General features: G+C 66.6%; 26 protein-coding genes and 1 pseudogene. 15 read left to right on the top strand and 12 right to left on the bottom strand.

All coding sequences use genetic code 11. The features are described 5' to 3' along the window. The 3 genes from ILP92_RS15470 to ILP92_RS15460 form a co-directional block, all read left to right on the top strand. A partial coding sequence (locus tag ILP92_RS15470; protein WP_214650066.1) for a transposase occupies nt 1–375 on the top strand: 375 nt, incomplete at its 5' end. Nucleotides 376–442: 67 nt separating this feature from the next. Then, on the top strand, nt 443–970 hold the full coding sequence (locus ILP92_RS15465) for a GrpB family protein (RefSeq protein ID WP_198917314.1): 528 nt from the start codon (nt 443–445) through the stop codon (nt 968–970). Between the two features lie 329 nt (nt 971–1,299). Continuing rightward, entirely contained in the window at nt 1,300–1,590 is a 291-nt protein-coding gene (locus tag ILP92_RS15460; RefSeq protein ID WP_198917313.1) for a hypothetical protein, read from the top strand. 462 nt (nt 1,591–2,052) lie between these two features. Here ILP92_RS15460 and ILP92_RS15455 read toward each other — a convergent pair whose 3' ends face one another. The 3 genes and pseudogenes from ILP92_RS15455 to ILP92_RS15440 form a co-directional block, all read right to left on the bottom strand. Then, on the bottom strand, nt 2,053–2,439 hold the full coding sequence (locus ILP92_RS15455; RefSeq protein WP_235971477.1) for a hypothetical protein: 387 nt from the start codon (nt 2,437–2,439) through the stop codon (nt 2,053–2,055). After that, nucleotides 2,436–3,005, bottom strand: a pseudogene (locus ILP92_RS18575) (NADPH-dependent FMN reductase). Before ILP92_RS18575 ends, ILP92_RS15455 begins: the two are co-directional and overlap by 4 nt. A gap of 39 nt (nt 3,006–3,044) precedes the next feature. Beyond that, nucleotides 3,045–3,410, bottom strand: a complete 366-nt coding sequence (locus ILP92_RS15440) for a DoxX family protein (RefSeq protein WP_368667905.1) — start codon at nt 3,408–3,410, stop codon at nt 3,045–3,047. A gap of 256 nt (nt 3,411–3,666) precedes the next feature. Between ILP92_RS15440 and ILP92_RS15435 the strand changes: the two genes are divergently transcribed. Next, nucleotides 3,667–4,452, top strand: coding sequence for a LysR substrate-binding domain-containing protein (locus ILP92_RS15435; RefSeq protein ID WP_198917310.1), 786 nt, complete (start codon nt 3,667–3,669; stop codon nt 4,450–4,452). Nucleotides 4,453–4,651: 199 nt separating this feature from the next. Here the strand turns inward: ILP92_RS15435 and ILP92_RS15430 are convergent, their stop codons facing one another. From ILP92_RS15430 to rpsO, 3 genes are all read right to left on the bottom strand, one after another. Then, nucleotides 4,652–4,822, bottom strand: coding sequence for a hypothetical protein (locus tag ILP92_RS15430; protein ID WP_198917309.1), 171 nt, complete (start codon nt 4,820–4,822; stop codon nt 4,652–4,654). A 682-nt stretch (nt 4,823–5,504) separates the two neighbouring features. Next, on the bottom strand, nt 5,505–7,637 hold the full coding sequence (gene pnp / locus ILP92_RS15425) for a polyribonucleotide nucleotidyltransferase (RefSeq protein WP_198917308.1): 2,133 nt from the start codon (nt 7,635–7,637) through the stop codon (nt 5,505–5,507). A gap of 339 nt (nt 7,638–7,976) precedes the next feature. Further along, nucleotides 7,977–8,246: a 30S ribosomal protein S15 gene (gene rpsO, locus ILP92_RS15420; protein WP_198917307.1), complete on the bottom strand. Its 270-nt coding sequence runs from the start codon at nt 8,244–8,246 to the stop codon at nt 7,977–7,979. Between the two features lie 322 nt (nt 8,247–8,568). On the opposite strand from rpsO, the gene ILP92_RS15415 reads away from it, so the two are divergent. Continuing rightward, nucleotides 8,569–9,378: a hypothetical protein gene (locus ILP92_RS15415; protein ID WP_198917306.1), complete on the top strand. Its 810-nt coding sequence runs from the start codon at nt 8,569–8,571 to the stop codon at nt 9,376–9,378. Here the strand turns inward: ILP92_RS15415 and ILP92_RS15410 are convergent. Beyond that, nucleotides 9,375–10,289, bottom strand: a complete 915-nt coding sequence (locus ILP92_RS15410; RefSeq protein WP_235971475.1) for an alpha/beta fold hydrolase — start codon at nt 10,287–10,289, stop codon at nt 9,375–9,377. The two genes, ILP92_RS15415 and ILP92_RS15410, sit on opposite strands and share 4 nt — an antisense overlap. A 90-nt stretch (nt 10,290–10,379) precedes the next feature. Between ILP92_RS15410 and ILP92_RS15405 the strand changes: the two genes are divergently transcribed. After that, on the top strand, nt 10,380–11,363 hold the full coding sequence (locus ILP92_RS15405) for a hypothetical protein (RefSeq protein ID WP_198917304.1): 984 nt from the start codon (nt 10,380–10,382) through the stop codon (nt 11,361–11,363). Nucleotide 11,364: 1 nt separating this feature from the next. Here ILP92_RS15405 and ILP92_RS15400 read toward each other — a convergent pair whose 3' ends face one another. The 4 genes from ILP92_RS15400 to rbfA are packed head-to-tail and all read right to left on the bottom strand — an operon-like array spanning nt 11,365 to nt 13,934. After that, nucleotides 11,365–11,871, bottom strand: coding sequence for a DUF1643 domain-containing protein (locus ILP92_RS15400; protein WP_198917303.1), 507 nt, complete (start codon nt 11,869–11,871; stop codon nt 11,365–11,367). Further along, nucleotides 11,868–12,779, bottom strand: coding sequence for a tRNA pseudouridine(55) synthase TruB (gene truB / locus ILP92_RS15395; protein ID WP_198917302.1), 912 nt, complete (start codon nt 12,777–12,779; stop codon nt 11,868–11,870). The genes ILP92_RS15400 and truB overlap by 4 nt, the downstream gene beginning before the upstream one ends. A 4-nt stretch (nt 12,780–12,783) precedes the next feature. Next, nucleotides 12,784–13,521, bottom strand: coding sequence for a phosphodiester glycosidase family protein (locus ILP92_RS15390; RefSeq protein WP_198917301.1), 738 nt, complete (start codon nt 13,519–13,521; stop codon nt 12,784–12,786). Further along, nucleotides 13,518–13,934: a 30S ribosome-binding factor RbfA gene (gene rbfA, locus ILP92_RS15385; RefSeq protein WP_198917300.1), complete on the bottom strand. Its 417-nt coding sequence runs from the start codon at nt 13,932–13,934 to the stop codon at nt 13,518–13,520. Before rbfA ends, ILP92_RS15390 begins: the two co-directional genes overlap by 4 nt. A 100-nt stretch (nt 13,935–14,034) precedes the next feature. Here rbfA and dapB point away from each other — a divergent pair, with 100 nt between their 5' ends. Both dapB and ILP92_RS15375 read left to right on the top strand, forming a co-directional pair. Next, on the top strand, nt 14,035–14,838 hold the full coding sequence (dapB, locus tag ILP92_RS15380; protein ID WP_198917299.1) for a 4-hydroxy-tetrahydrodipicolinate reductase: 804 nt from the start codon (nt 14,035–14,037) through the stop codon (nt 14,836–14,838). 49 nt (nt 14,839–14,887) lie between these two features. Further along, nucleotides 14,888–15,232 (top strand): dihydrodipicolinate reductase, encoded by a 345-nt coding sequence (locus ILP92_RS15375; protein WP_198917298.1) that lies wholly within the window; start codon nt 14,888–14,890, stop codon nt 15,230–15,232. A gap of 4 nt (nt 15,233–15,236) precedes the next feature. Here ILP92_RS15375 and ILP92_RS15370 read toward each other — a convergent pair whose 3' ends face one another. Continuing rightward, nucleotides 15,237–15,407: a DUF1674 domain-containing protein gene (locus tag ILP92_RS15370; protein WP_198917297.1), complete on the bottom strand. Its 171-nt coding sequence runs from the start codon at nt 15,405–15,407 to the stop codon at nt 15,237–15,239. A 96-nt stretch (nt 15,408–15,503) separates the two neighbouring features. On the opposite strand from ILP92_RS15370, the gene ILP92_RS15365 reads away from it, so the two are divergent. From ILP92_RS15365 to ILP92_RS15335, 7 genes are all read left to right on the top strand, one after another. After that, nucleotides 15,504–16,763, top strand: a complete 1,260-nt coding sequence (locus ILP92_RS15365) for an RsmB/NOP family class I SAM-dependent RNA methyltransferase (protein ID WP_198917323.1) — start codon at nt 15,504–15,506, stop codon at nt 16,761–16,763. A 73-nt stretch (nt 16,764–16,836) separates the two neighbouring features. Then, a complete protein-coding gene (locus ILP92_RS15360) occupies nt 16,837–18,555 on the top strand; it encodes a heparinase II/III family protein (protein WP_198917296.1) in 1,719 nt (572 codons plus the stop codon). Between the two features lie 30 nt (nt 18,556–18,585). Continuing rightward, the gene (gene purH / locus ILP92_RS15355; protein ID WP_198917295.1) at nt 18,586–20,172 is read left to right on the top strand and encodes a bifunctional phosphoribosylaminoimidazolecarboxamide formyltransferase/IMP cyclohydrolase; all 1,587 of its coding nucleotides are present in this window, start codon (nt 18,586–18,588) and stop codon (nt 20,170–20,172) included. Next, complete coding sequence (gene lspA / locus ILP92_RS15350; protein WP_198917294.1) at nt 20,172–20,642, top strand: signal peptidase II; 471 nt, start codon at nt 20,172–20,174, stop codon at nt 20,640–20,642. Before purH ends, lspA begins: the two co-directional genes overlap by 1 nt. Nucleotides 20,643–20,700: 58 nt before the next feature. After that, entirely contained in the window at nt 20,701–21,225 is a 525-nt protein-coding gene (locus tag ILP92_RS15345) for a DUF3035 domain-containing protein (RefSeq protein ID WP_198917293.1), read from the top strand. A gap of 108 nt (nt 21,226–21,333) precedes the next feature. Beyond that, entirely contained in the window at nt 21,334–22,719 is a 1,386-nt protein-coding gene (locus tag ILP92_RS15340) for a M16 family metallopeptidase (RefSeq protein ID WP_198917292.1), read from the top strand. Continuing rightward, nucleotides 22,716–24,023, top strand: a complete 1,308-nt coding sequence (locus ILP92_RS15335; protein ID WP_198917291.1) for a M16 family metallopeptidase — start codon at nt 22,716–22,718, stop codon at nt 24,021–24,023. The genes ILP92_RS15340 and ILP92_RS15335 overlap by 4 nt, the downstream gene beginning before the upstream one ends. The last annotated feature ends 55 nt before the right edge of the window (nt 24,024–24,078 follow it).

Genomic DNA, 24,078 nt, shown 5'->3' with positions numbered 1-24,078 from the left:
TTGGGAAAAACTATGGCAGACCACCAGTATGTGATCCACAGCCAGAAAGAGTATGCCAACCCGGAGACCGGCGCCCACGTGAACACGGCTGATACAGTGATCTCCCAGGTGCAGCGCGCTCTGGTCGGGGTCTACCACAACCTCGGTCGACAGCACCTCCAGCGATACCTCGACGAGATCGTCTGGCGGTGGAACCATCGCGAGCCCGTCCGGGAAGTGATCAAGCAATGGACCACGAAAGCAGGTATCGAGCGGGAGAAAACGACGACGATCTGGAAGCCGATCCCAGTGGTCGACCAGATGCGCATCTCGCTTCAGGGGGCGGTCGGAAAGCAACTCCGGCGCTCGAAGGAATACCGGCTATGTTGGCCTTGAAATCTACTGTTGGTGACATGGCGGATTGAGCGTATTCAACCTATGGCAAACCTTATGGAAGAACTCGATGCGCAGCGAGACCACGCTTCTCGGCCTACGCCAAGCAACTCTCGCGCTCGCGCCTCACGATGTATCATGGATGCACGCGTTTGAAGCGGAGGCGGCACGCATACGAGTGTCGCTGCCGGATGTATCCCTCGAAATCCACCATATTGGTAGCACGGCCGTGCCGGGTTTGCCGGCAAAGCCCATTCTCGATATCGCCATACGCGCAGACGCGGAAGCAGAGCAACGCATTGCAGATGCTCTCATTGGCTTGGGTTACATCGACCGCGGCGTCCGATCTGGAAGGCTATTTATTCGTCTGCGCGACGGCGATGTGCGAACCCACAATCTGCATCTCTATACTCCCGACGATCCTGATTTCCGCGATCAGATTGCCTTCCGGGATGCACTGCGCGCAGATGCGGATCTCCGCATCCGATACGCAACCCTAAAACAGGATCTCGTCGAGCAGCTGGGCGACGAAGGCCGCGGGCGTTACGCAGACGGCAAGACCGCCTTCGTGTTATCTGCCCTCCAACCACCTCTCTGACGCCAACTTCTCCATAAGAAAAGTCGCGCCCTCATCCGAATCGATGCGGTAATGGTCTGTGCGATTGTCACCATTTTTTCGTGGATAAGCGGGAAACACATCAACGAGGGTCCCGGAAAGGATCTCGAGAATGGGATCAGCACTTTGCCGATCCGCAGAATGTCCCTCAACCGCAACGCTCAAGGTGGGAGGACTTCACAACGACGGGGTTGAAGATGATTCGGGGCCTCTCGAAGTGGCAGCTCCCCATTCTTACTGTCGCTGATCGGGGCGGCGCGAGGATGTTTCAGCGACTTCCGGGCCGCCTGAGCGCGACGGTGGAGCGGGCGATGAAGCCGCTTCTGTCGAAGGATGCCGTGTTGTGCTCGGACGGCGCCAGTGGTTATGCGACTGTGGCAGCAAACGGCGGCATCGAATACTTCTTGCTTGGCAGCAAGCCCGGCGCGCGCGTCACTGGAGGCTGCTATCATATCCTGAAGGTGAACTCGCTTCACGCTCGATACGACAAGTGCGTCAAGCCTTTTTGCGGCCCGGCAACGAAGAACTTGCACGGTTACACAAGGTGGCTTGAGGCACGGTTGGCGGGTATGAAACCAGCTGAAGTCATACGAGCCGCGTAGCGCGTCACCGCGAGGGCAGATGTCCGCGTTCAGCGCCGAGTCCTCCTGTCGTGCGGCCTCTTGCTCGAGCGATCTGGGACAAGCGGTCGGTCGCTACGTGATCGAAGAGCGCGCGATATGTCTCACCCGGGAGCGTCAGCGCAAATAGCCGTATCTTGACGGCCTTCTTGATCACATGCGCGTTTTCGCGCTCAACGTCCTGACATCGGGCGGTGCCGTCCATCTCTGAGCGGCGATTTGGTTCTCCGTTTAGAGACTTGGCAGGCACCCGAACAACGTTCCGGTTTTTTTTTCTCTCTCTCTCTCTCCCTATTTTAGCGGGTGAACGGCCCGGCCTCGGCTTCGTTTGCTGGGACCCGGATCCGGTTCCTCAGCCGACTCTACGGGAGATGAACCATACCCAGAAGCTCAGCAGAATCGTCGCGCCGGAGATGAAGGTCATCACGGTTCCGGGGAAGAAGTTCACGTAGCCGGGGAAATCGACGAACAGCAGGTGGCCAGATCGGCCGGGCCGCCGACCATGCCAGTCACCCAGATCGTCGTGATGTTGCCGCGCCAGATCAGCACCCCGCCGATGATGGTCGCGACCCCGAACCACATCAGGTTCCAACCGTGCTGCTTTAGAAGCCCGCCCACCGCCGGGTGATACTCGGCGGCAAGCGCTGCGGGATCGACCACATCGGCGATGGCGGCAAAGCCGGAGGACGCGCCCGACGTCAGGACGATCACGCCGGCAAAGGCATGCACCAGCCCCCAGATCACCCAGAGGACGGTGGCGATTTTCAAGGCGGTCGCTTGAGCATCGGTCATGTTAGTCTCCTTTGGCTCATTCGAAAGGACGGGGATCATGCGGCTTCTCCCTTGGTCACCCGTGCCGCGAGCAGCGCTTCCAGGACGGCGTCCAGTGCTGCGATGTCCTCGGCGCGGGTGAGAGTTCCGCCGTCAGCGTCCCTGGCTTCGCCCCAGGTGCCGATCCCTTTGGACCCACGCAGATCGGCCCCGAAGAACGGCGCCAGTTGCGCCTGATGGCCCGACACGCCCGCACCGGCCCGCGGGCTGGGGGTGGCCGACAGGAAGACCATCGGCTTGTCCTGCCAGACCTTCATGTCGATCCGGCTCATCCAGCCGAAGATGGCCTTCCAGGCGGAAGTGACCGAGCCGATATGTTCCGCGAAGGAGACCAGCACCGCGTTCGCCGCGCCGATCGTGTCCCGAAGATTCCGGACCGCCTACGGGATGCCGGAGGCGCGTTCGCGATCAACCGAGTAGATCGGCATCTCGATGTCATTCAGGTCGACGAATGTGACCTCTGCCTGCGGAGACAGCGAGGACCGGGCGCGCTTGGCGGCGAAGTCGAACAGGGCGCTGTTGATGGAATCGCGGCTGTTGGTGGCGGCGAACGCGAGGATTTTCATGGGCTCATTCCATTCTGATCGTGAAGCGGGGAAGATGACCTAACGCCGCTCAGGCGCGGCCAGAGTAGGCGGGTATCTTGGCGCGGTAGATGTAGAGGACACCGGCGCAGAGAGGGCCGAGCAAGATTGACGGGGCGGCTGACGGCCCAGATCGAGCCAATGCGCCTGCACCGCGCCAACCATCGTCGCCCACAGCAGGTCGGCACCCACAATCTGACGGCCGGGCGGCCAGAGCAGAACCACACCGGCGATTTCGATGATCCCGATGAGATACTGGAACCACTGGCCCACCCCGAGCATGTCGTAAGTGGCGACCATCGCGTCAACACCGACCAGCCTGGCGCCCCCGGCGCCGACGAAGGCAAGAGCCAAGAGAGAACGCAGACCAATCGAGACAAATTTCACGACCTCTTCCCTCGGTGTTTCTCTGGGATCGTTTCACTCTGTAAGTGGCTCATGCGCACCAGACATGGAGCATTGGACGGAACTTCGAACGGCGCTCATGCTCGCCGGCCATGGCACCGTCAGCGCGGCGGCCTAGGCGCTCAGCGTTCACCGTGCGACCGTCAACCGGCACGTCGATACACTGGAGGCGGCGTTCCGGACCAAGCTGTTTCAGCGCCACGCCTGGGGCTATATCTTTACGGAGAGCGGTCAGGAGATGCTCGAGGTGGCCAGCCGCGCCGATGAGATGTTCGCCGATCTTGTCGGCCGCAACCGGGGCCGCTCAGGTCGACTGTCGGGCAAGCTCGTCATCACCGCATTCTCCGGCGTCGCCGCTCTGATCACGCCAGCTCTGCGGGCGTTCCACATCGAGCATCCGCAGGTCGAACTCGAGTTCAGGGCGACGACCGACCTCGTGCGCCTCAAGCGTGGCGAGTCGCATGTCGCGTTTCGCGCAGGTCCCAAACCGGAGACACTGGACCATGTGGTCAGGCTGTTGCGTCATTTCCGCTTCGGGCTCTACGCCAGCCGCGACAACGTGCACCGACGCGGGCGGGTGGAGATCGGCAAGCTGGACGGTCACAGCTTCGTGGGCAAGATGGACGAAACTTCGCGGCTGCCCTTCGTCCGGTGGACGCGAGACACCCTCGGACCGGGCCCGAAAGGTGTCGAGACACCCGGCATGGCTGCCGAATGTCACAGAACTCGCAAAGTCCAATCCGCCCTACGCTCACAGGAACGAGGCAGTCTTGTACTGCTGGAACTGGCAAGGCCTGCCGCTGGCCCGGTAGCCATCAAGCCGACGCTCGAACAGCGCCCTGTCGTGCCCCTGCTGTGTCGCCGGGGAGGGAAGGTCGGGGTTCATGTCGCGGGCGAATTCGAGCGACGAAAGATTGTCCCTTTGGGCAAAGAGGGCTGGGAGGAAGTTCTCGAAGACGCCGACTTCGATTACATTGTGGCGTTGCCAGGCGGCGAAGACCTCGGGGCCGAAAACCCCTGGTGATCTTGCGGTTGATGACGCGCGTGAGGGGATTGTGGCCGGAGACACCGATCACGACCACATGGTGGTAACGCGCGCCGAGGTGCCGACCGTTCTCGTAAACGTCCATGAAGCGGATGCGCGGCATCATCACCGGCCAGAACAGCAGCAGCACCTTGCCATGGCCCATCCATCGGGCCCGACGTAGAACACCTGCAGCTTGTTATCGACTGGGTATTTCCAGCCATGGCGGTGGTATTGCATGGCTTCGCGCATGTGGATGGAACAGCCCGCCCTGCCCGTAATCCTTCTGGATGATATCAAAATGTGACGAGGTGACGGGCTTGAGTTCCCAGCCGAAGTCGCGCTTTGCTGGCATGATCAGGTTCGTCATGGTGTTCACCGCTCCGTCAAGAATGGGCCCGAAGGGGCGACTGGCGCGGAGCATTCGCGGAAAGACGGGATCGGTGATGAACCTGGGTTAATTGGCCCCTGATTTTCTTCGGCGCGGAAACCGTGAAAGGCCCCGTCGGGCCATGTTTGTTCGGACGCGGCGATACCCTGAGACAGGAAAACCCAGTTGTCCGCCACGCGTGACTGGTTCTGGATATTATCGCCCGCCTTGACGTCGACAAGATTGCACCTGCGGATGATCTGGTCCCATTCGTTCGAGGCGAGATAGACACCCCGGTGTCGGATATCCCCTCCAAGCGCGACCCATACAATCCGTGTTTCCCCCATGCGTTCACTCGTATCGCTTCATCGCGAGAGTGTCGCAATCTACCTGGAAAGGTCATCGTTTCGAGGTTCAGTCGCAAACTGGTTTGAATGAATTGACCCTGAACCGGTCCGGTTCGACAGCTCACCAAGTCTTGCGATGTGCAGGATCGACCAAACTCAAGCCCTGCACTTGAAGCGAAAGTCCGGAAAGGCGTACTTCACCGAAGATAGGGTTTCATCGGTCGAGGCAGCTAAGTCCAGCGGAGCCGACCAACACAATTTGCGGACACCCCCAAGAAAACAGGCCCCGGCATTGCTGCCGGGGCCTTCGGTGGTTCGGGGAAAGAGTCGCGGTCTTATTCCACCGCTTCTTCCTTCTTCAGCTCTTCGCCGGTTTCCTGGTCGACCATCTTCATGGCGAGGCGCACCTTGCCGCGGTCGTCGAAGCCCAGCAGCTTGACCCACACATCCTGGCCTTCCTTCAGCACGTCCGAAGGATGGTTCAGGCGTCGGTTCTCGATCTGGGACACGTGCACCAGCCCGTCGCGCTTGCCGAAGAAGTTCACGAAGGCGCCGAAATCGACGATCTTGACCACGGTGCCCTTGTAGATCTTGCCTTCCTCGGGCTCGGCCACGATCGAATGGATCATGTCGTAGGCCTTCTGGATGGCATCGGCGTTGGCCGACGCGATCTTGATGATGCCGTCGTCGTTGATGTCGACCTTGGCACCGGACACTTCCACGATCTCGCGGATGACCTTGCCGCCCGACCCGATGACTTCGCGGATCTTGTCGGTGGGGATCTGCATGGTCTCGATCTTGGGAGCATGCTCGCTGAACGCGGCGGCGCCGGACAGCGCCTTGTTCATCTCGCCCAGGATGTGCATCCGGCCGGCTTTCGCCTGTTCCAGCGCCTTTTCCATGATCTCGGGGGTGATGCCCGCGACCTTGATGTCCATCTGCAGCGATGTGATCCCGTTCTCGGTGCCCGCCACCTTGAAGTCCATGTCGCCCAGGTGGTCTTCGTCCCCCAGGATGTCGGTCAGGATCGCGTAATCACCGTTGTCTTCCAGGATCAGGCCCATGGCCACACCGGCGACCGCCGATTTCAGCGGAACGCCCGCGTCCATCATCGACAGCGATCCACCGCAGACCGACGCCATGGACGACGAGCCGTTGGATTCGGTGATCTCGGACACGATGCGGATCGTGTAGGGGAAATCGGTGGCGGCGGGCAGAACGGCCTGCAGCGCGCGCCAGGCCAGCTTGCCGTGGCCGATTTCGCGGCGGCCCGGAGGACCGAAGCGACCCACCTCGCCCACCGAGTAGGGGGGGAAGTTGTAGTGCAGCAGGAAGTTCGACTTGTACATGCCCTGCAGGCTGTCGATCATCTGCTCGTCGTCGCCGGTGCCCAGCGTGGTCACGACCAGGGCCTGGGTTTCGCCACGGGTGAACAGGGCCGATCCATGGGTCCGGGGCAGGAAGCCCGTTTCGGACACGATGTCGCGGACCTCGTCGGTGCGCCGACCGTCGATGCGCTTGCCGTTCTTCACCACGTCGCCGCGCAGGACGGCGGATTCCAGCTTTTTCAGGGCGGTGCCGAGGTTCTCGTCCTCGCGCTGCTCTTCGGTCAGCGCGTCCTTGATGGCGGCCTTGGCGTCCGACACGGCGGTCGTGCGGTCCTGCTTGTCGGTGATGGCATAGGCGTCGCGCATCTTCTGCTCGCCCGCGGCCTTCACGGCGTCGTAGAGCTCGGAATAGTCGGCGGGCTGGAAGTCGAAGGGCTCTTTCGCGCAGTCTTCGGCCAGGTCGATGATCAGGTCGATCACGGGCTGGATCTGCTCGTGGGCGAATTTCACGGCGCCCAGCATTTCGGCCTCGGACAGCTCGTAGGCTTCCGATTCGACCATCATCACCGCGTCCTTGGTGCCCGCGACGACCAGGTCCAGGCGCTGATCGGGATTGTCCTTCAGCTTGTGCATGTCGTCGATTTCGGGGTTCAGCACGTATTCGCCACCCTCGAAGCCCACGCGGCAGCCCGCGATGGGGCCCATGAACGGCGCACCCGAGATGGTCAGCGCGGCCGACGCGGCGATCATCGCCACCATGTCGGGATCGTTGACCAGGTCGTGGCTGAGCACGGTGCAGATCACCAGCACTTCGTTCTTGAAGCCCGGCACGAACAGCGGCCGGATCGGACGGTCGATCAGGCGCGAGGTCAGCGTTTCCTTTTCGGTGGGACGGGCTTCGCGCTTGAAGAAGCCGCCCGGCACTTTACCGGCGGCGTAGTATTTTTCGTTGTAATGCACGGTCAGCGGAAAGAAATCCTGCCCCGGCTTCTGTTGCTTGGCGAAGGTCACGTTTGCCATGACGCTGGTTTCGCCCAGCGTGGCGATGACGGATCCGTCGGCCTGGCGCGCGACCTTGCCGGTCTCGAGCGTCAGGGTCTCTTCGCCCCACTGCATTTCTTTTTTCGTAATGTTGAACATCGGTCGTATCCTGTTTGGGCCCGGTGCCGGGGCGTTCCCCGGTGGCCCTGTTTCATGGCGGCCGTATTGCCGCCGACCCCCTTCCGTATCGTTCTTCATGCGCCGGGGTCATTGCGTCACGTCTCAGATTGGCGGGCCTTACAACAAAAGCGCGGCAATGGCTAGCTGGCGCGATCGCGCTGCCGGATTGGCGCACGGAGATGGAGTTTGCAGCTGCGCCGCTTGGAAAAGGCGATCCGACAACGCGAAAGGGGCCGCACGATGGCGACCCCTTCTTGATCTGGTCCCGGCCCGGGCTGTCGCGCGGACCGGCTTTCGTGCCTGTGGCGGTGCGGCGCCTTAGCGGCGGATGCCAAGGCGCTTGATCAGGTCCTGGTAGCGCGCTTCGTCCTTGGACTTGGTGTAGTCCAGCAGCTTGCGGCGCTGGGCGACCATCATCAACAGGCCACGGCGCGAGTGATTGTCTTTCTTGTGCGTCTTGAAGTGCTCGGTCAGCGTCGCGATGCGGTTGGTCAGGATGGCGACCTGAACCTCGGGCGAGCCGGTATCGCCGTCTTTCGTGGCGAATTCCTTCATGATGCGTTGCTTTTCTTCGGGCGTGATCGACATCGGGGATCTCCTTGTTATGACAGGTTTCTCAAGACGGCGCAGGCCGGGATGTCGTCCAGCACTGGCCCTGTCCGCAGCATTGCGGATGCGCGCCTATAGGGGATTCGCGCGGACTTGGAAACCCCGGGTCGGCGCGTCCGTGGCGGCTGGTTGTCGCCGGATCCGGAACAGCGGTGCCTGACGCGCGCGATTGTCGCCGAAATGCCCCGTTCCGACCACAAGGTCACTGCCCAGCGCCGTAAATTCTCCTGATTTCGGGCGTTTGATCGTGACAACGCGCCACGGGCGGCGCGATTTGGTTTTGGCCAGAAGGATGAAGCGCATGATCTACGGATTTCTGACAGTTGTGGTGGCCATCGCGGTGCTGGCGGCCACGGACCTGAACCCGGTTCGCAAATTGCTGGCAAACCGTCGCGCGGCCAAGGCCGAGACCGACGAAGACCTGGCCGTCGCGCTGGAGGGGGCAGACCCCGACGCCGACGACGAGACGGACCCGGTGATGAGCGCGGTCGAACGGGCGATCGGCCCCGAAGACCTGGACGACGAAGCGGATGATCCGGCCCCGTATCACCTGCGGGACGAGGATCCGGAAGACGCGCACGACTCCCTGGCCGCGGATGAGGGGCGGGAAATGGACAAAGGTGACGATGAGGACTTTGCCGATGAGGACTTTGCCGATGAAGACGACGGGTTCGACATCGAAAACCTGTTCGACGCAGAGGTGCTGAACCCGGGGCCGGACGATCGCTTTGGTCGGTCCGGGCAGGATGCGGTCGCGGTTGAAGCGGCGTCGTCCGAGCCGATCCACAATAATACAGTCGATCTGTTCAGCAGCGGCACCCGCGTCGACAGGGACACCAGCCCGCCGGTCATCGACGATTACGACCCGTCCGAGGATCAGCTGGTCGTGGTGTTCGACAGCGACACCACCCCCGAGCCCGAGATCTCCATCGACCCGGTTACCGGCAGCGCCGACGTCTTCGTTTTGCTGAACGGACAGCCCGTTATGCTGGTGCGCAACGCGCCGGACCTTGCGGCCGAGGATATCGAGTTGATCGAAACCGATCTTGCCGAAGACGACGCGGACCATGCCGCGGGACCGTCGGCGATGGATGCCGCGGCGGCCGCCTAGGTCCGGTCCGCAAGGAAGTCCAGCGCCGCCGAGATCACCTCGTGCGGCGCTTCTTCCATGGCGAAATGGCCGCCGTCATAGGTGGCGACGGTGATGTCTTCCGCAAGCTCGGCCCAGATCGCGGCAGGATCGCCCGCCTTCGCCGGGAACCCCCGGTTGCCGTGCAAGAACAGCATCGGTGCGGCGATCTTGCGCCCGGCCTGGATATCCGCGTCGTCCAGCGCGCGGTCGATCCCCGCGCCTGCCCGGTAATCGGCGCACATGGCGGCGCAGCGCGCGGGCTCGGCCATTTGCGCGCGATAGGCCGCAAGGGCGGCATCGTCGAACACGCCCAGGTCCTTGTCGGCGGTCCAGCTGGCCAGCGTCCAGTCGCAATAGCCCTGCGGGTCCGCCGCGATCATGCGTTCGGGCAGCGGCGAGGGCTGGGCGAGGAACGTCCAGTGATACGCCGCCAGTGCGCTTTCCGCGGTCCAGCGCGCCCAGTAGCTGCCGGTCGGGATGATTTCGATGACGCCCAGCCGCGCGACGCGGTCGGGATGGTCCAGTGCCATCCGGTAGGCCACGCGCGCCCCGCGATCGTGGCCCAGAACATGGGCCCGGGGCAGGTCCAGCGCGTCCAGCAGGGCGACGATATCGCGGCCCATCTGGCGCTTGGAATAGGCACTGTGCCCGGCATCGTCCGGCGGGGCATCGCTGGCGCCGTAGCCGCGCAGATCGGGGACGATCACGTCGAAATGCTGCGCCAGCGCCGGTGCCACTTGGGCCCAGGCCAGCGCGGTTTCGGGATAGCCGTGCAACAGCACGAGCGGCGCACCCGTCCCGGCGCGGCGCACCGAAAGGGTCACGTCGCCGCAGGCGATGCGGGATGTCGGAAAGGAGGAAAAGGGCAATTGATCCATGATGTTCGGCATTTACCACAAGTGCTGAATTCTTTCGATACGTGATCGTAATCGGCGCAAGGTATCAAGGGTTTGGGACGTCACGGTTGGATGAGGTGTGCGATGTTGGGACTACTGGTTTTGGCGGGTCTGGCGACGGCCTCGGTCCTGCCCGACATGCTGTCGACCAAGGTCGACGCCGACGCGCCCGATGCGGACGCAACGGGCGACCAGGCAGACGGGGGCGGGGAAGGGAACATCCTGGATACGCTGGAGCCCGCGGACCCGGCCGCAGCGCTCCCCTTCGAGGCATCGTCCAGCGTGGGCGGCGACCTGCTGTCCTTCGACGCGATCGCCGGCGCGCATATCATCGAGGATTTCGACGCCGAGCTGGACCGCCTGGTGGTCAACCTGCCTGCCGACAGCGAAGGTCTGGACGTGGTGCCCGCCGATCCGGAGACCGGCACGCCGCCGACCATATCGTGGGAGCAAGAGGACGGGTTGGTCGAGCTTCAATTCGATGCGCTGGACGACGTTCCGGTGGATCGGATCGCGATGCAGTTCGACGGACTCGATTACGAAGTCGCCTTGAGCGAACTGATCGAGGCCCAGAACAATGCGTTCGGCGGGCCGGACGCGACCGCGGCGCTGGCGCCGACCGAGGACGACCCGATCTTCGAGCAGGACGCGCTGGCGCCGACCGATCCCGAATTGCCGTCCGAGCCTGCGCCGGGTGGCGCTCCGGACGACGACGCCCTGCTGCCCACCGACCCGGAGATGCCCGACGCGCCCGAAGCGCCGCCGACGGATGCGCCCGACGACGGATCGCTGGCGACCATCGTGGCCGATCCCGACATCCTGCCCGACGGGCCCGACATCCGGGACGACACGCCGCCGATCGAGATCATCCGCGATTTCAGCCCCGGCGAAGACGTGCTGGTGCTGGAGGGCGATCCCGGGTCGAGCGTGATGACCATGGCCGCGCCGGATGGCAGCGGGACCCATGTCTTCGTGGACGACCAGCTTGTGGCGACCGTGATGGGCGTGTCCGAGATCGACCCGGACGATATCGTCTTCGCCCCGTCCGAGGACGCCATGGCGGCGTAAACTAGGCCCAGGCCTGCGGCGGGATCGCGTAGGCGATATAGAGCGGATGCCTGGGGTGGCCGTGCTTGCTGAGCCCCAGGTGATGCAGCGGATGGCCCGCGTCGCGCAGCAGCGCCTCGACCGCCGGTCCGCGGTCCTCCAGCGCGCCATGGGTGCCCCAGGCGCACACGATGCGGTCGGCCCAGTCGGCACCGGCAAGGATCGCGGCGTCGTTATCGGCGCCCACCGGATCCGGCGTCTTGCGCAGCCCGGCGGGATCGGTGCTGCGCCAAGCGAAGATGTTGCAGACCCGGAACCCGCCGAATCCCTGCGCGCGGGCGCGGCGTTCGCAGCGCTCGACGGTGGGGTCGTTCTGTTGCTCGGTCGCGGTCGACGGGTTGAGCATGACGAACAGCACGCGTGGCCCTTCGGGATCCCAGATCCGCGTCAGGTCGAAGCGGTAGCGTTCACAGTCCGAATAGCGCGCCACGCTGTGCGCGTCGCCCTTCTGGAAACGCCGCTCGATCATGGCTCGCGGTTCAGTACGCGGGTGGGATGGACCATGCCCGCGCGATAGGTGCCGATGGCGTAGGCGCGCCCCTGATGCGCGGCCCAGACCGTGTCGCCGTAGGCGGCGGTGGTGCTGAGCACCTCGACCGGGTTGCCGTTCTTCAGGCGCGGCAGCGCGACGGCGCCGATCTGCGCGGCGGGGACGTGCTGCAATCCGTCCTCGACCGGGCGCAGCAAACCGTCGACTTCGGGGCTGCGCGCCAGGGCGTCGATCCGGTCCATCGTAACGGCGCCGTCGGTCGTGAAGGGACCGGACCAGGTCCGGCGCAGCGACGCCACGTGGGCGCGGGTGCCCAACGCCTCGCCCAGGTCGCGGGCGATGGCGCGGACGTAGCCGCCCTTGCCGCACACCAGCCGCAGCGTGGCGTGGTCGGCATCGGGGCGGGCGAGCAGGTCGAGGCTTTGCACGTGAAGCGGGCGGGCGGCCAGCTCCATCTCGACGCCCTCGCGCGCCAGGTCGTAGGCGCGGGCGCCGTCGACCTTCACGGCCGAGACCTGCGGCGGCACCTGCTCGATGTCGCCGGTGAAGGCGGGCAGGGCGGCGCGGATGTCGTCGTCGCCGGGGCGCAGATCGCTGGTCGCGATGATGTCGCCCGACGCATCGTCGGTGTGGGTCGCCGCGCCGAACACCACCGAGAATTCATAGGCTTTCAGCGCGTCCGTCAGCAGCGGCACGCATTTCGTCGCCTCGCCCAGCGCCAGCGCCAGAAGCCCGGTCGCGTCTGGATCCAGCGTGCCCGCATGGCCCGCCTTCTTCGCCTCGAAGGCCCAGCGCACCTTGTTGACCACGTCCGTGCTGCCCAGGCCCGCGGGCTTGTCCACGATCACCCATCCCGAGATGTCGCGGCCCTTGCGTCTGCGTCCCATCGCGTCAGCCCGCCTGCCGCACCGTGCCGATGATCGGGCCCATGGGCAGCCCGAAATCGTTGCGCCCGGTGCCGCTGTCGTAAAGGCGCGAGATGTTGCCGTCGAAGTACAGCGCGTCGCGCGCGCCGATGGCATCGCGGAACAGCCGCCCGAAATGGTGGAAATTCACGCGGTCCTCGGAAATCGCCAGCCACGCGGTCTTGCCGTCGGCGCTGACGCCCACACCGTTGCGGATGTAGGTCGAATCGCTGTTTTCCAGGAACCGCGGGTGCAGATCGCCGTCGATCACCAGCATAGGCCCGCTTTGGGTGGCGTGGGTGCACTCGGGCCGGTCACTGGCATAGCGGCGGCTTTCGATCACCCGCGCGGTCCCGTCGCCGAGGCACAGGACGCCGTTGGGCAGAAGCCCGAAATTGCCCGGACCGTCCGACGTGATGACGCGCATGGTTTCCTGCCCGTCCTCGACATAGTGCCCCACGGGGCTGCGGTCGGCATGGTACATGCCCGCGTTCATGGCGATGCCGAGCTCTTTGCCCTGCGCGGCGAGCAGGCGGTTCACGTTGGTGAAGCTGCCCAGCGGCACGCCGTTCCGGTCATTGAGCCACAGCCGCAGCGTGTCTTGCGTCAGATCCACCTCGCAGATCGTGAAGCGCGCGCCGTCGAAGCGGACGGTCTGGCAGTCGGCGGATTGCGCGGGGGCAGGCAGCAGAAGCGACAGCAGCCCAAGGGCAAGACGCATCATGGCGCATCCCCGTCGGAGCCGTCATCCAGGTCGCGCTGCACGTCGTCGCGGGCGAACAGGCGACGGGTGTCGTCCATCCGGTCGAAGGTCTCATCGATCAGGAAGCGCAGGTCGGGGGTGAATTTCAGCGACATTTCCTTGCCCAGGGCGCGCTTCAGCTCGTGCTTGTTGCGCTTCAGGGCGGCGATCGCCTCGGGGCGGTTCTTGCCGCCCAGGGGCAGGCAATAGACGGTCGCGATCTTCAGGTCCGGCGATGCGCGCACTTCGCTGACGGTGATCGACATGCGGTTCAGGTCGGGGTCGTGGATGTCGCCCCGATTCAGCACGTCCGACAGGGTGCGGCGGATCAGCTCGCCCACGCGCAGTTGCCGGTTCGAGGGTCCGGGCCCATCGTTGAAGCGGTTCTTGGCCATGGCGAGCATCTAGGCAAGGCCGGGCGGGGGCGCAACCCGGACCGTTGCGTCCGCGCGCCCGACCGCGTAGCGATTGGCGGGATTTGCGCGGGAGGCGGGCATGAAGATCGTTGTGACGGGCGTCTCGGGGCGCATGGGGCGGATGCTGGTCGACACCATCGACGCCACCGAAGGCGCCACGCTTGCGGGCGCGGTCGAACGGCCGGGCCACGACTGGATCGGGCAGGACCTGGGGCAGGCGTCGGGCGCGGCCGCACGCGGCATCGTCGTGTCGGACGACCTGGCGGCGGTTCTGCGCGAGGCCGATGTGGCGATCGACTTTACCGCGCCCGCGGCCACCGTGGCGCATACCCGCATCGCCGCGGATATGGGCCGCGCCATCGTGATCGGCACGACCGGCTTCACCGAGGACGACATCGCCACGCTGAACGGGCTGGGCGACCGGGCCACCATCGTGCGCGCGGGCAACATGAGCCTGGGCGTCAATCTTCTGACGCGGCTGGTCCGGCAGGTCGCCGCCGCGCTGGATGACGCCTTCGACATCGAGGTGGTCGAGGCGCATCACCGCCACAAGGTCGACGCGCCGTCGGGCACCGCGCTGATGCTGGGCGCCGCGGCGGCCGAGGGGCGCGGCGTGGACCTGGCGCAGGTCAGCGATCGGGGCCGCGACGGGATCACCGGCGCGCGGGTGCCGGGCCATATCGGCTTTCACGCCATCCGCGGGGGCGGGATCATCGGCACCCACGACGTCCTTTTCGCCGGCGAGGGCGAGACGATCACCCTGCGCCATGAGGCGACGGATCGCAGCCTGTTCGCGCGCGGGGCCGTGAAAGCGGCGCTCTGGTGCGACGGAAAGCCGCCGGGCGCTTACGATATGTTGAACGTGCTCGGGCTGGAAAAATAGGGCTTGCGGGCCAGCTCACGGTTCAAACTTTTAGAACCGGAGATGTCTCATGCTGCGCCATTTGCTTCTGGTCGCCATGACGCTCGGGCCGCTGCCCGCGCTGGCCAACCAGACCACCATCACCGATCGTGCGACCTTCGTCGACAGGATCGCCAACCGCAATCTCAGCCGCCTCGGCGTCGGCGTGACCGTCACGCCCGGGGGACGCATCGAGGGCAGCGCCTTCGGAACGGCCGTGACCGGCACGTGGGAATGGCGCGGGCGCCAGTTCTGCCGCGAAATGCAGTGGGGCGACCGGACGTGGGACGATTCGTGCCAGAGTGTCCATGTCCGCGACGGACGGGTGTATTTCCAGCCCTCGTCGGGCAGCAGCGTGTATCTGAACCTGCCGTGACGCGCTAGAAGTCGATCGCGATCCCCTTCCGCTCCCAGTCGCCGTAGCGCACGGGCTCGGGGCCGTCGCGGCCGCCAAGTTCGGTTGGCAGGTCCATCTCGCGCGCCTTCTTGCGCCGCTCTTCGGCTTCCGCGAGGGCGCGTTTCGCGGCGTCGGGCAGGTTGTCCTGGCTCATGGGTGCGGGCTTTCGGTTGCCATCGGTATCGGTTGAGAGATAGGCCGCCTGATGCCCCGGCTCAAGGCCGGGGCTGGTTGCACGAAGGGTGACATGATGTCAGATCTTGATCCCGCGCGCGTCGCGGCGCTGGCGCTGCTGGGTGATGTGCTCGAGGGCCAGCGCCTGCTGAGCGAGGTTCTGGGCCCCCGTCTGGACGCGCTTGCGCCGCCGGACCGGGCCCGCGCGCAGCGGCTGGCGGTGGGCACGTTGCGTTGGATGGACCGCGCCGACCGGGCGCTGGGGCCATTCGTGCGGATGAAACCCTGGCCCGAGATCCACAACATCCTGCGGCTGGCCATCTTCGAGATCTACGAAGGCGGCACGCCCGCCCATGCCGCCGTGGCCGCCGCCGTGGACCTGGCGCGCGCGACCGACCGCGGCGCGGGGCAGGCCGGGATGGTGAACGGCGTGCTGCGGAATGTCGAGCGGGCGGGCGGCTGGCAGGCGCTGCCGCTGCCGCGCTTGCCGAAATGGCTGCGCAAGCCCTTGCTCAAGACCTACGGCAAAGAGGTCGTCGCGGCGATGGAGGCCGCCTTCGCGGACGGCGCGCCGGTCGATCTGAGCGTGAAGGACGATCCCGCGGGATGGGCCGAGCGGCTGGGCGGCACGGTTCTGCCCACCGGATCGGTCCGGCTGGATATGCCCGGCCAGATCAGCGCGCTGCCGGGCTTCGCCGACGGCGCGTGGTGGGTGCAGGATGCCGCCGCCGCGGTGCCCGCGCGCGCGTTGGGCGACGTGGCGGGCGCGCGGGTGCTGGACATGTGCGCGGCCCCCGGCGGCAAGACGCTGCAACTGGCCGCGGCGGGGGCGCAGGTGACGGCGCTGGACCTGTCCGAGGCGCGCATGGCGCGGGTGGGCGAAAACCTGGCGCGTTGCGGCCTTGCCGCCGAGATCGTCGTCGCCGACGCGCTGGACTACGCCGCCGCGCCCTTCGACGCGGTGCTGCTCGATGCGCCGTGCTCGGCCACGGGCACCCTGCGGCGCCATCCCGACCTGCCCCGCGCCAAGGCGGCGCAGGATTTCGCGCCCCTGATAGCGCTGCAGGCGCGGCTGCTGGACCGCGCGTTGACGCTGGTCAAGCCGGGCGGGCGCGTCGTCTTCTGCACCTGTTCGCTGCTGCCCGAGGAAGGCGAGGCACAGGTCGACGCGGCCCTGGCGCGGCATCCCGGTCTGGTGCTGGATCGCGATGCGCTTCAGGTCGATGGGATCGACCCGGCTTGGATCGGGGCCCAGGGCCTGCGGTTGCGGCCGGATTATTGGGCCGATGCGGGGGGCATGGACGGCTTCTTCGTGGCGGCCTTCCGCGCGCCGTGACGGTTGCGCGATGACACTCCCCGTCCGCGGCGCTACCCTGCGGCCAAGAAGATCCCATGACCCGCACCCAGACATGATCGCCAGAAGCCCCATCACCGGATCCGAACGGCTGCAGGCCCGGCTGTCGGTGCTGTCGCGCGGCGCGCGCGACTTCGCCCGGCCGCCCGAGCCGGTCTCGATCGGCGTCGTGGCGCGCGGGCAGCAGATCGTGGCCGGACACTTCCTGTTCCGCGGCTACCTGGTCGAGGCGTCGGACGCCCCGCTCTGGGATCTGCCGCTGCCCGACGATGCAGGCTTCGAGGCCGAGCTGCACGGCATGGGCTGGCTCGACGACCTTGCCGCGCAGGGCACGCAACGGGCCGAGCAATTGGCGCGCGACTGGGTGCATGACTGGGCGGACCGCTTCGGCGCGGGCACGGGGCCGGGCTGGCAGACGGGGCTGACGGGACACCGCGTCACCCGCTGGATCGCCCATGGGCAGATGCTGCTGGAGGACGTGACGCCTGCCACCCGCAAGCGTTTCTTCAAGGTGCTGTCGCGGCAGGTGGCCTTCCTGCGCCGACGGATGCGCAAGCTGTCGCCGGGCGTCGCGCGGCTCGAGGTGCTGAACGCGCTTCTGGCGGCGGGCAGTTACCTGCACGGATCGCGGGACGCGATGGAGGCCACGGCCCGCCTGATGGCCGAGGACGCGGACCTGCTGATCGCGCCCGATGGCGGCATCGCATCGCGCAATCCCGAAGAACTTGCCACCGTCTTCACGCTTCTGGTGCTGGGCGCCGAAACCCTGCGCCGTGCCGATACGCCCGCGCCGCCGTCCATCGCGGCCGCCATCGCGCGCGCGGCCCCCGTTCTGCGCAGCCTGCGACAGGCCGACGGGGCGCTTGCCCGGTTCCATGGCGGCGGGCGCGGCATCTCCGGCCAGCTGGACGCGGCGCTGGCGCTGTCGGGCGTGCGCGCGAGCCAACCCCAGGACCGCGCCATGGGATTCGCGCGCATGGCCCACGCGCGCACGACGCTGATCATCGACGCCGCGTCCCCGCCGGAAGGCGCGGGCTCGGGCGAGGCGCACGCCTCGACCCTGGCGTTCGAGCTGACCAGCGGGCGGCGGCCCATCATCGTCAGCTGCGGCGCGGGCACCACCTTCGGCGAGAAGTGGCGCCGCGCGGGCCGGGCGACGCCCAGCCATTCCACGCTGGCGCTGGACGGCTATTCCTCGGCGCGGCTGGGGCCGGGAAATAACGGTCTGCTCAGCGACGCGCCGCGCGACGTGCGGGCCGAGCGGCGGCGCAACGACCTGAGCACGGGCCTGATCGCGGGCCATGACGGCTATGTCGCCACCCACGGTCTGACCCATGTCCGCCAGCTTTTCCTGGACAATGACGGGCGCAAGCTGCACGGCGAAGACGTGCTGGCCACGGTCGAAACCTCGGATGAAGCCATCTTCGACCGGGCCATGCAGGACAGCGACCAGCGCGGCATCCCCTTCCGCATCCGCTTCCACCTGCATCCCGACATCACGGTCGAGCAAGGCGACGACCACAAGACGGTGTTGCTGATGACCAAGGGCGGCGAGCTCTGGACCTTCCATCACAAGGGCGCGGCCGCGCTGGCGATCGAGCCGTCGGTCTACCTGGACAGCGTGTCGCTGTCGCCGCGCGCGACGCAGCAGATCGTGTTGTCCTCGACGGCGGTCGATTACGCCACGCGGGTCAGCTGGACCCTTGCAAAAGCCAGCCAAACACCCGATGCGGTGCGCGATACGGTCCACGACGACACCCCCGTCCTGGCCTGACCCGCGAAAGACTGCCAAGGAGCTGCCCCGATGACCGACCTTGTCCCCCTCAAGCGCGCGCTGATTTCCGTCTCGGACAAGACCGGGCTTCTGGAACTGGGCCACGCGCTGGCCGCGCGCGGGGTCGAGATCCTGTCGACGGGCGGCTCGGCCAAGGCGCTGCGCGACGCGGGGCTCGCGGTGCGTGACGTGGCGGACGTGACCGGCTTTCCGGAAATGATGGACGGGCGCGTGAAGACGCTGCACCCGAAGGTCCATGGCGGCCTGCTGGCGCTGCGTGACAATGCGGGCCATGTGGCGGCGATGGACGCGCACGGCATCGGCGGGATCGACCTGCTGGTGGTGAACCTTTACCCGTTCGAGGCCACGGTGGCGCGCGGCGCGGGCTACGACGAGGCGATCGAGAATATCGACATCGGCGGCCCCGCCATGATCCGCGCGGCGGCCAAGAACCACGGCTTCGTCACCACCGTCGTGGATGTCGAGGATTATACAGCCCTGCTGGTCGAGCTGGACGAAAACGACGGCCAGACCACCCTTGGCTTCCGCCAGGCCATGGCCCAGCGCGCCTATGCGCGGACGGCGGCCTATGATGCGGCCGTGTCGTTGTGGATGGCGGGCGCCATCGGCGTGGCCAACCCGCGCCGCCGCGCCGTGGCGGGCACGCTGCGCCAAACCATGCGCTACGGCGAGAACCCGCACCAGGCCGCCGCCTTCTACACCGACGGCAGCGACCGGCCCGGCGTGGCGACGGCGACCCAGCACCAGGGCAAGGAGCTGAGCTACAACAACATCAACGACACCGACGCGGCGTTCGAGCTGATCAGCGAGTTCGCCGACGCGAAGCCCACCTGTGTCATCGTCAAGCACGCCAATCCCTGCGGCGTGGCGCAAGCCGACACGCTGGCCCAGGCCTACGGCCGCGCCTATGATTGCGACCGGGTGTCGGCCTTCGGCGGCATCATCGCGCTGAACCGCCCGTTGGACGGCCCCACCGCGGAAGCGATCAGCGGGATCTTCACCGAGGTCGTGATCGCGCCGGGCGCCGACGACGGGGCCCGCGCGGTCTTCGCCGCCAAGAAGAACCTGCGCCTGCTGACCACGGACGGCCTGGCCGACGCGGGCGCGGGCGGGCTGGTCTGGAAGCAGGTCTCGGGCGGCTACCTGGTGCAGGACAAGGACACTGGGTCGATCGCGCCGGACCAGTTGAAGGTGGTCACGAAACTGGCGCCCACGGACGCGCAGCTTGCGGACCTGATGTTCGCCTGGACCGTCGCCAAGCACGTGAAGTCGAACGCCATCGTCTACGTGAAGGACGGCGCCACGGTGGGTGTCGGCGCGGGCCAGATGAGCCGCGTGGACAGCACCCGCATCGCGGCCCGCAAGGCGCAGGACATGGCCGAGGCGATGGGCCTGCCCGCGCCGCCGACGCAAGGCTCGGTCGTGGCATCGGACGCGTTCTTCCCGTTCGCGGACGGTCTTCTGACGGCGGCGGGCGCGGGCGCGCGGGCGGTCATCCAGCCCGGCGGGTCGATGCGCGACGCGGACGTAATCGCGGCGGCGGACGATGCGGGGCTCGCCATGGTGTTCACCGGCATGCGCCACTTTCGCCACTGATGCGCAGCCTGTGGATCACGGCGGGCGTGGTGTTCGCGCTCGACCAGCTCGTCAAGTGGTGGGTGGTCCAGCTGATGGAGTTGAAAACCATCGGCTCGATCGACGTGCTGCCGCCTTACCTGAACCTGCGCATGGCGTGGAACCAGGGGATCAATTTCGGCCTGCTGTCGGGCGACAGCGACTGGACCCGGTGGATCCTGATCGCGGTGGCGCTGGTGATCTCGGCCTGGGTCGTGATCTGGATGCACCGCGAACGGGCGCCGCGCCGCGCCATGATCGCGGGCGGGCTGCTGGTGGGCGGCGCGCTGGGCAACGTCGTGGACCGGCTGATCTATGGCGCGGTGGCCGATTTCCTGAACATGTCCTGCTGCGGCATCGACAACCCCTATGCCTTCAATGTCGCCGATATCGCGATCTTCGCCGGCGCTTTGGGGCTGATCGCGTTCACCCCGGGCAAGAAGACCCCGTGACGGCGCGCGTCGCATGGGGTATTGCTGCGCTGGACTGGACGATCTGATGGGGGCGCGGATGCGCGGAGCGGTCACACGATATATCGCGGCACTGGGCCTTTCGCTCGGGCTGTCGGCCTGTGGCGGCACCCCGGACCTGATCACCTTGCGCAAGGACGGCCCCGGTCCCGACGAATTCGCCGTTCTGCCCAACAAGCCGCTGCAGACCCCGGCCAACCTGAATGCGCTGCCGCCGCCCACGCCGGGTGGCGCCAACCGCACCGACGCAACGCCCCAGGCCGATGCGATCGCGGCGCTGGGCGGTCGCGCATCGGCCGTGCAGGGCGGTGGCGTGCAGGGGCCCGCATTGGTCAGCCACGCCCGGCGTTTCGGCGTCGACAGCTCGATCCGCCAGACGCTGGCCGCCGAAGACCTTGCGTTCCGGCGCGACAATGACGGCCGACTGCTCGAGCGGGTGCTGAACGTCACGACCTATTACAACGCCTATCGCGGCCAGTCGCTGGACCAATACGCCGAGCTCGAGCGCTTCCGCCGGGCGGGCGTGCGCACCCCTGCCGTGCCTCCGCCCAACGTGGAGCAGTAGCGCGCCCGCGGGCCGCGACATTCGCTCACATCCCCGTCATGCGGGATTGCGCCCATAAGCGCGTCCCATAGATTGCCCAAGACTGCCAATTCCGCAAAAGGGGTGCCCATGGTGCGCGCGTTTGTCCTATCGCTGACGGCCTTGCTTGGCCTGACCGTTGCCGCCCGCGCGGCCGAGGTCTCGACCTTCACGCTGGAAAACGGGATGGAGGTCGTGGTGCTGGAAGATCACCGCGCGCCCGTCGTCGTGCACATGGTCTGGTATCGCACCGGCGCCGCGGACGAGCCGCCGGGCGTGTCGGGCGTTGCGCATTACCTGGAACACCTGCTCTTCAAGGGCACCGACGAGCTTGAGCCGGGCGAGTTCAGCCGCATCGTCGCCGAGAACGGCGGCACCGACAACGCCTTCACCTCGCAGGACTACACCGCCTATTTCCAGCGCGTGGCCGCCGACCGGCTGGGCCTGATGATGAAGATGGAAGCCGACCGGATGCGCGATTTGCAGCTGGACGGACAGGACATCACCACCGAGCGCCGCGTCATCCAGGAAGAGCGCAACCAGCGCACCGAGAACGACCCCGGCGCCCTGTTCGGCGAGCAGCGCGACGCCGCGCAGTACCAGAACCACCCTTACGGCATCCCGGTGATCGGCTGGATGCACGAGGTCGAGCAGCTGACGCTGGACGATGCGCTGGACTTCTACCGGACCTATTACGCGCCCAACAACGCCATCCTGATCGTCGCGGGCGACGTCACCCCCGACGAGGTGCGCGCCCTGGCCGAAGAGCATTACGGCCCCGTGCCGCCCACGGAAGACCTGCCCGAGCGCACCCGCCCGCAAGAGCCGCCGCAACTGGCCGAGCGTCGCCTGACCTTCGAGGATCCGCGCGTGTCGCAGCCCTACGTGATCCGCACCTACCTGGCCCCCGAGCGTGACAGCGGCGACCAGCGCAAGGCGGCCGCGCTTTCGCTGCTGGCCGATATCCTGGGGTCGGGCCAGACCTCGGAGCTGGCGACGCGGCTGCAGTTCGGCACCAAGGAGGCGCTTTATACCTCGGCCTTCTACCGGGGCACCGCGCTTGACGACACGACCTTCGGGCTGGTGATCGTGCCCGCGCCCGGCGTGTCGCTGGAAGATGCCGAAGCCGCGCTGGACCGCGAGATCGCGGCCTTCTTCGAGGACGGCGTGGACGAGGCGCAACTGGCCCGCATCAAGCAGCAGATGAAGGCCGCCGAGATCTACGAGGCCGACAGCACGCAGTCGCTGGCCCGCCGCTACGGTGCGGCGCTTACCAGCGGGCTGACCGTGCAGGACGTGCAGGAGTGGCCCGAGATCCTGCAATCGATCACCTCGGACGAGATCATCGCCGCGGGCCGCGAGGTCTTCGACCGCCGCAACGCGGTCACCGGTTGGCTGACCACCCCGCCCGGCGCCGAGGCCGAGACCGAAACGCCCGCCGCCGCCACCCTTGCCGACCCGGAGGTGATCCAGTGATCCGCTTTGCCCTTGCCGCATTCTTCGCCCTTGCCACGTTGCCTGCGCAGGCGGCGGTCGACATCCAGGAGGTCACATCGCCCGGCGGCATCACCGCGTGGCTGGTCGAAGACCATTCCATCCCGTTCGCGGCGCTGGAAATCCGCTTCCAGGGCGGCAGCGTCCTGGACCCCGAGGGCAAGGAAGGCGTCGTCAACCTGATGATGGGTCTGCTGGAGGAAGGCGCCGCCAACATGGACGCGCAGGCCTTCGCACTGGCGCGCGAGGAACTGGCCGCCAGCTTCGGCTTCGACGCCAGCGACGACACCGTGTCGATCTCGGCGCGGTTCCTGACCGAGAACCGCGACGCGGCGGTCGAACTGCTGCGCAAGGCGCTGGTCGAGCCCAGCTTCGACCAGGTCGCCGTCGACCGGGTGCGCGACCAGGTCCTGTCCATCGTGGCGGGCAACCAGACCGACCCCGACACCATGGCCCAGCAGGCCTTCGCCGAGCGGGCCTATCCCGACCATCCCTACAGCGCGCCCAATGACGGAACGCTGGACAGCGTCCGCGGCCTGACCCGCGATGACGTGGTGGCCGCCCACCGCGCCGCGCTGGTCCGCGACCGGGTTCACGTGGGCGCGGTGGGCGACATCACCCCCGAGGCGCTTGGCGAGATCCTGGACACGCTGTTCTCCGATCTGCCGGTTTCCGAGACGCCGCTGCCCGGGCGCGCCGACTATTCCGCCGAGCCGGGGGTCACGGTGGTCGATTTCGACACGCCCCAATCGGTGATCCTGTTCGGCCATGAAGGCATCACCCGCGACGATCCGGACTTCTTCGCCGCCTATATCCTGAACGAGATCTTCGGCGGCGGCGGGTTCAATTCGCGCCTGATGGACGAGGTGCGCGTGAAGCGCGGCCTGACCTACGGCGTCGGCACCTGGTTGCAGCCGATGGATTACGGCGAGCTGGTCATGGGCCAGGCGTCTTCGGCCAATTCCAGCGCCGCCGAGACGGTACAGGTGATCCGCGATGAATGGGCGCGCGTCGCCGAAGGCGTCACGGAAGAGGAATTGCAGGCCGCCAAGACCTACCTGACCGGGGCCTATCCGCTGCGCTTCGACGGCAACGCTCGCATCGCGGGCATCCTGGTGGGGATGCAGATGGACGATCTGGGCCTCGACTACATCGAGACGCGCAACGACAAGGTGAACGCGGTGACGCTGGACGACATCCGCCGCGTGGCCGAGCGGGTGTATCGCCCCGAGGATCTGAGCTTCGTGGTCGTGGGCCAGCCCGAAGGGCTCGAAGCGACGAACTGAGCGCGGCGCGGGCGGGCCGCGCCCGCATTTCCACTGTGCGAATCGTGCGCGGGCG

Origin of the sequence: Palleronia pontilimi (genome assembly GCF_016412875.1) — a bacterium.
Taxonomy (GTDB): domain Bacteria; phylum Pseudomonadota; class Alphaproteobacteria; order Rhodobacterales; family Rhodobacteraceae; genus Palleronia; species Palleronia pontilimi.
Note: the sequence above shows the minus strand (reverse complement) of the source record. Positions and strands in the feature narration are given on the sequence as shown.

Excerpts from the sequence above, each read along its gene's own strand:
- ILP92_RS15370 (WP_198917297.1), bottom strand. The coding sequence starts at position 15,407 with ATGAGCCAGGACAACCTGCCCGACGCCGCGAAACGCGCCCTCGCGGAA.
- ILP92_RS15415 (WP_198917306.1), top strand. The coding sequence starts at position 8,569 with ATGATCTACGGATTTCTGACAGTTGTGGTGGCCATCGCGGTGCTGGCG.
- dapB (WP_198917299.1), top strand. The coding sequence starts at position 14,035 with ATGAAGATCGTTGTGACGGGCGTCTCGGGGCGCATGGGGCGGATGCTG.
- ILP92_RS15390 (WP_198917301.1), bottom strand. The coding sequence starts at position 13,521 with ATGATGCGTCTTGCCCTTGGGCTGCTGTCGCTTCTGCTGCCTGCCCCC.
- truB (WP_198917302.1), bottom strand. The coding sequence starts at position 12,779 with ATGGGACGCAGACGCAAGGGCCGCGACATCTCGGGATGGGTGATCGTG.
- ILP92_RS15360 (WP_198917296.1), top strand. The coding sequence starts at position 16,837 with ATGATCGCCAGAAGCCCCATCACCGGATCCGAACGGCTGCAGGCCCGG.
- ILP92_RS15465 (WP_198917314.1), top strand. The coding sequence starts at position 443 with ATGCGCAGCGAGACCACGCTTCTCGGCCTACGCCAAGCAACTCTCGCG.
- rpsO (WP_198917307.1), bottom strand. The coding sequence starts at position 8,246 with ATGTCGATCACGCCCGAAGAAAAGCAACGCATCATGAAGGAATTCGCC.
- ILP92_RS15340 (WP_198917292.1), top strand. The coding sequence starts at position 21,334 with ATGGTGCGCGCGTTTGTCCTATCGCTGACGGCCTTGCTTGGCCTGACC.
- ILP92_RS15365 (WP_198917323.1), top strand. The coding sequence starts at position 15,504 with ATGTCAGATCTTGATCCCGCGCGCGTCGCGGCGCTGGCGCTGCTGGGT.
- rbfA (WP_198917300.1), bottom strand. The coding sequence starts at position 13,934 with ATGGCCAAGAACCGCTTCAACGATGGGCCCGGACCCTCGAACCGGCAA.
- ILP92_RS15430 (WP_198917309.1), bottom strand. The coding sequence starts at position 4,822 with ATGACGAACCTGATCATGCCAGCAAAGCGCGACTTCGGCTGGGAACTC.
- pnp (WP_198917308.1), bottom strand. The coding sequence starts at position 7,637 with ATGTTCAACATTACGAAAAAAGAAATGCAGTGGGGCGAAGAGACCCTG.
- ILP92_RS15405 (WP_198917304.1), top strand. The coding sequence starts at position 10,380 with ATGTTGGGACTACTGGTTTTGGCGGGTCTGGCGACGGCCTCGGTCCTG.
- ILP92_RS15410 (WP_235971475.1), bottom strand. The coding sequence starts at position 10,289 with ATGCCGAACATCATGGATCAATTGCCCTTTTCCTCCTTTCCGACATCC.
- ILP92_RS15345 (WP_198917293.1), top strand. The coding sequence starts at position 20,701 with ATGCGCGGAGCGGTCACACGATATATCGCGGCACTGGGCCTTTCGCTC.
- ILP92_RS15435 (WP_198917310.1), top strand. The coding sequence starts at position 3,667 with ATGCTCGAGGTGGCCAGCCGCGCCGATGAGATGTTCGCCGATCTTGTC.
- purH (WP_198917295.1), top strand. The coding sequence starts at position 18,586 with ATGACCGACCTTGTCCCCCTCAAGCGCGCGCTGATTTCCGTCTCGGAC.
- ILP92_RS15400 (WP_198917303.1), bottom strand. The coding sequence starts at position 11,871 with ATGATCGAGCGGCGTTTCCAGAAGGGCGACGCGCACAGCGTGGCGCGC.
- ILP92_RS15375 (WP_198917298.1), top strand. The coding sequence starts at position 14,888 with ATGCTGCGCCATTTGCTTCTGGTCGCCATGACGCTCGGGCCGCTGCCC.
- lspA (WP_198917294.1), top strand. The coding sequence starts at position 20,172 with ATGCGCAGCCTGTGGATCACGGCGGGCGTGGTGTTCGCGCTCGACCAG.
- ILP92_RS15460 (WP_198917313.1), top strand. The coding sequence starts at position 1,300 with ATGAAGCCGCTTCTGTCGAAGGATGCCGTGTTGTGCTCGGACGGCGCC.
- ILP92_RS15455 (WP_235971477.1), bottom strand. The coding sequence starts at position 2,439 with ATGATCCCCGTCCTTTCGAATGAGCCAAAGGAGACTAACATGACCGAT.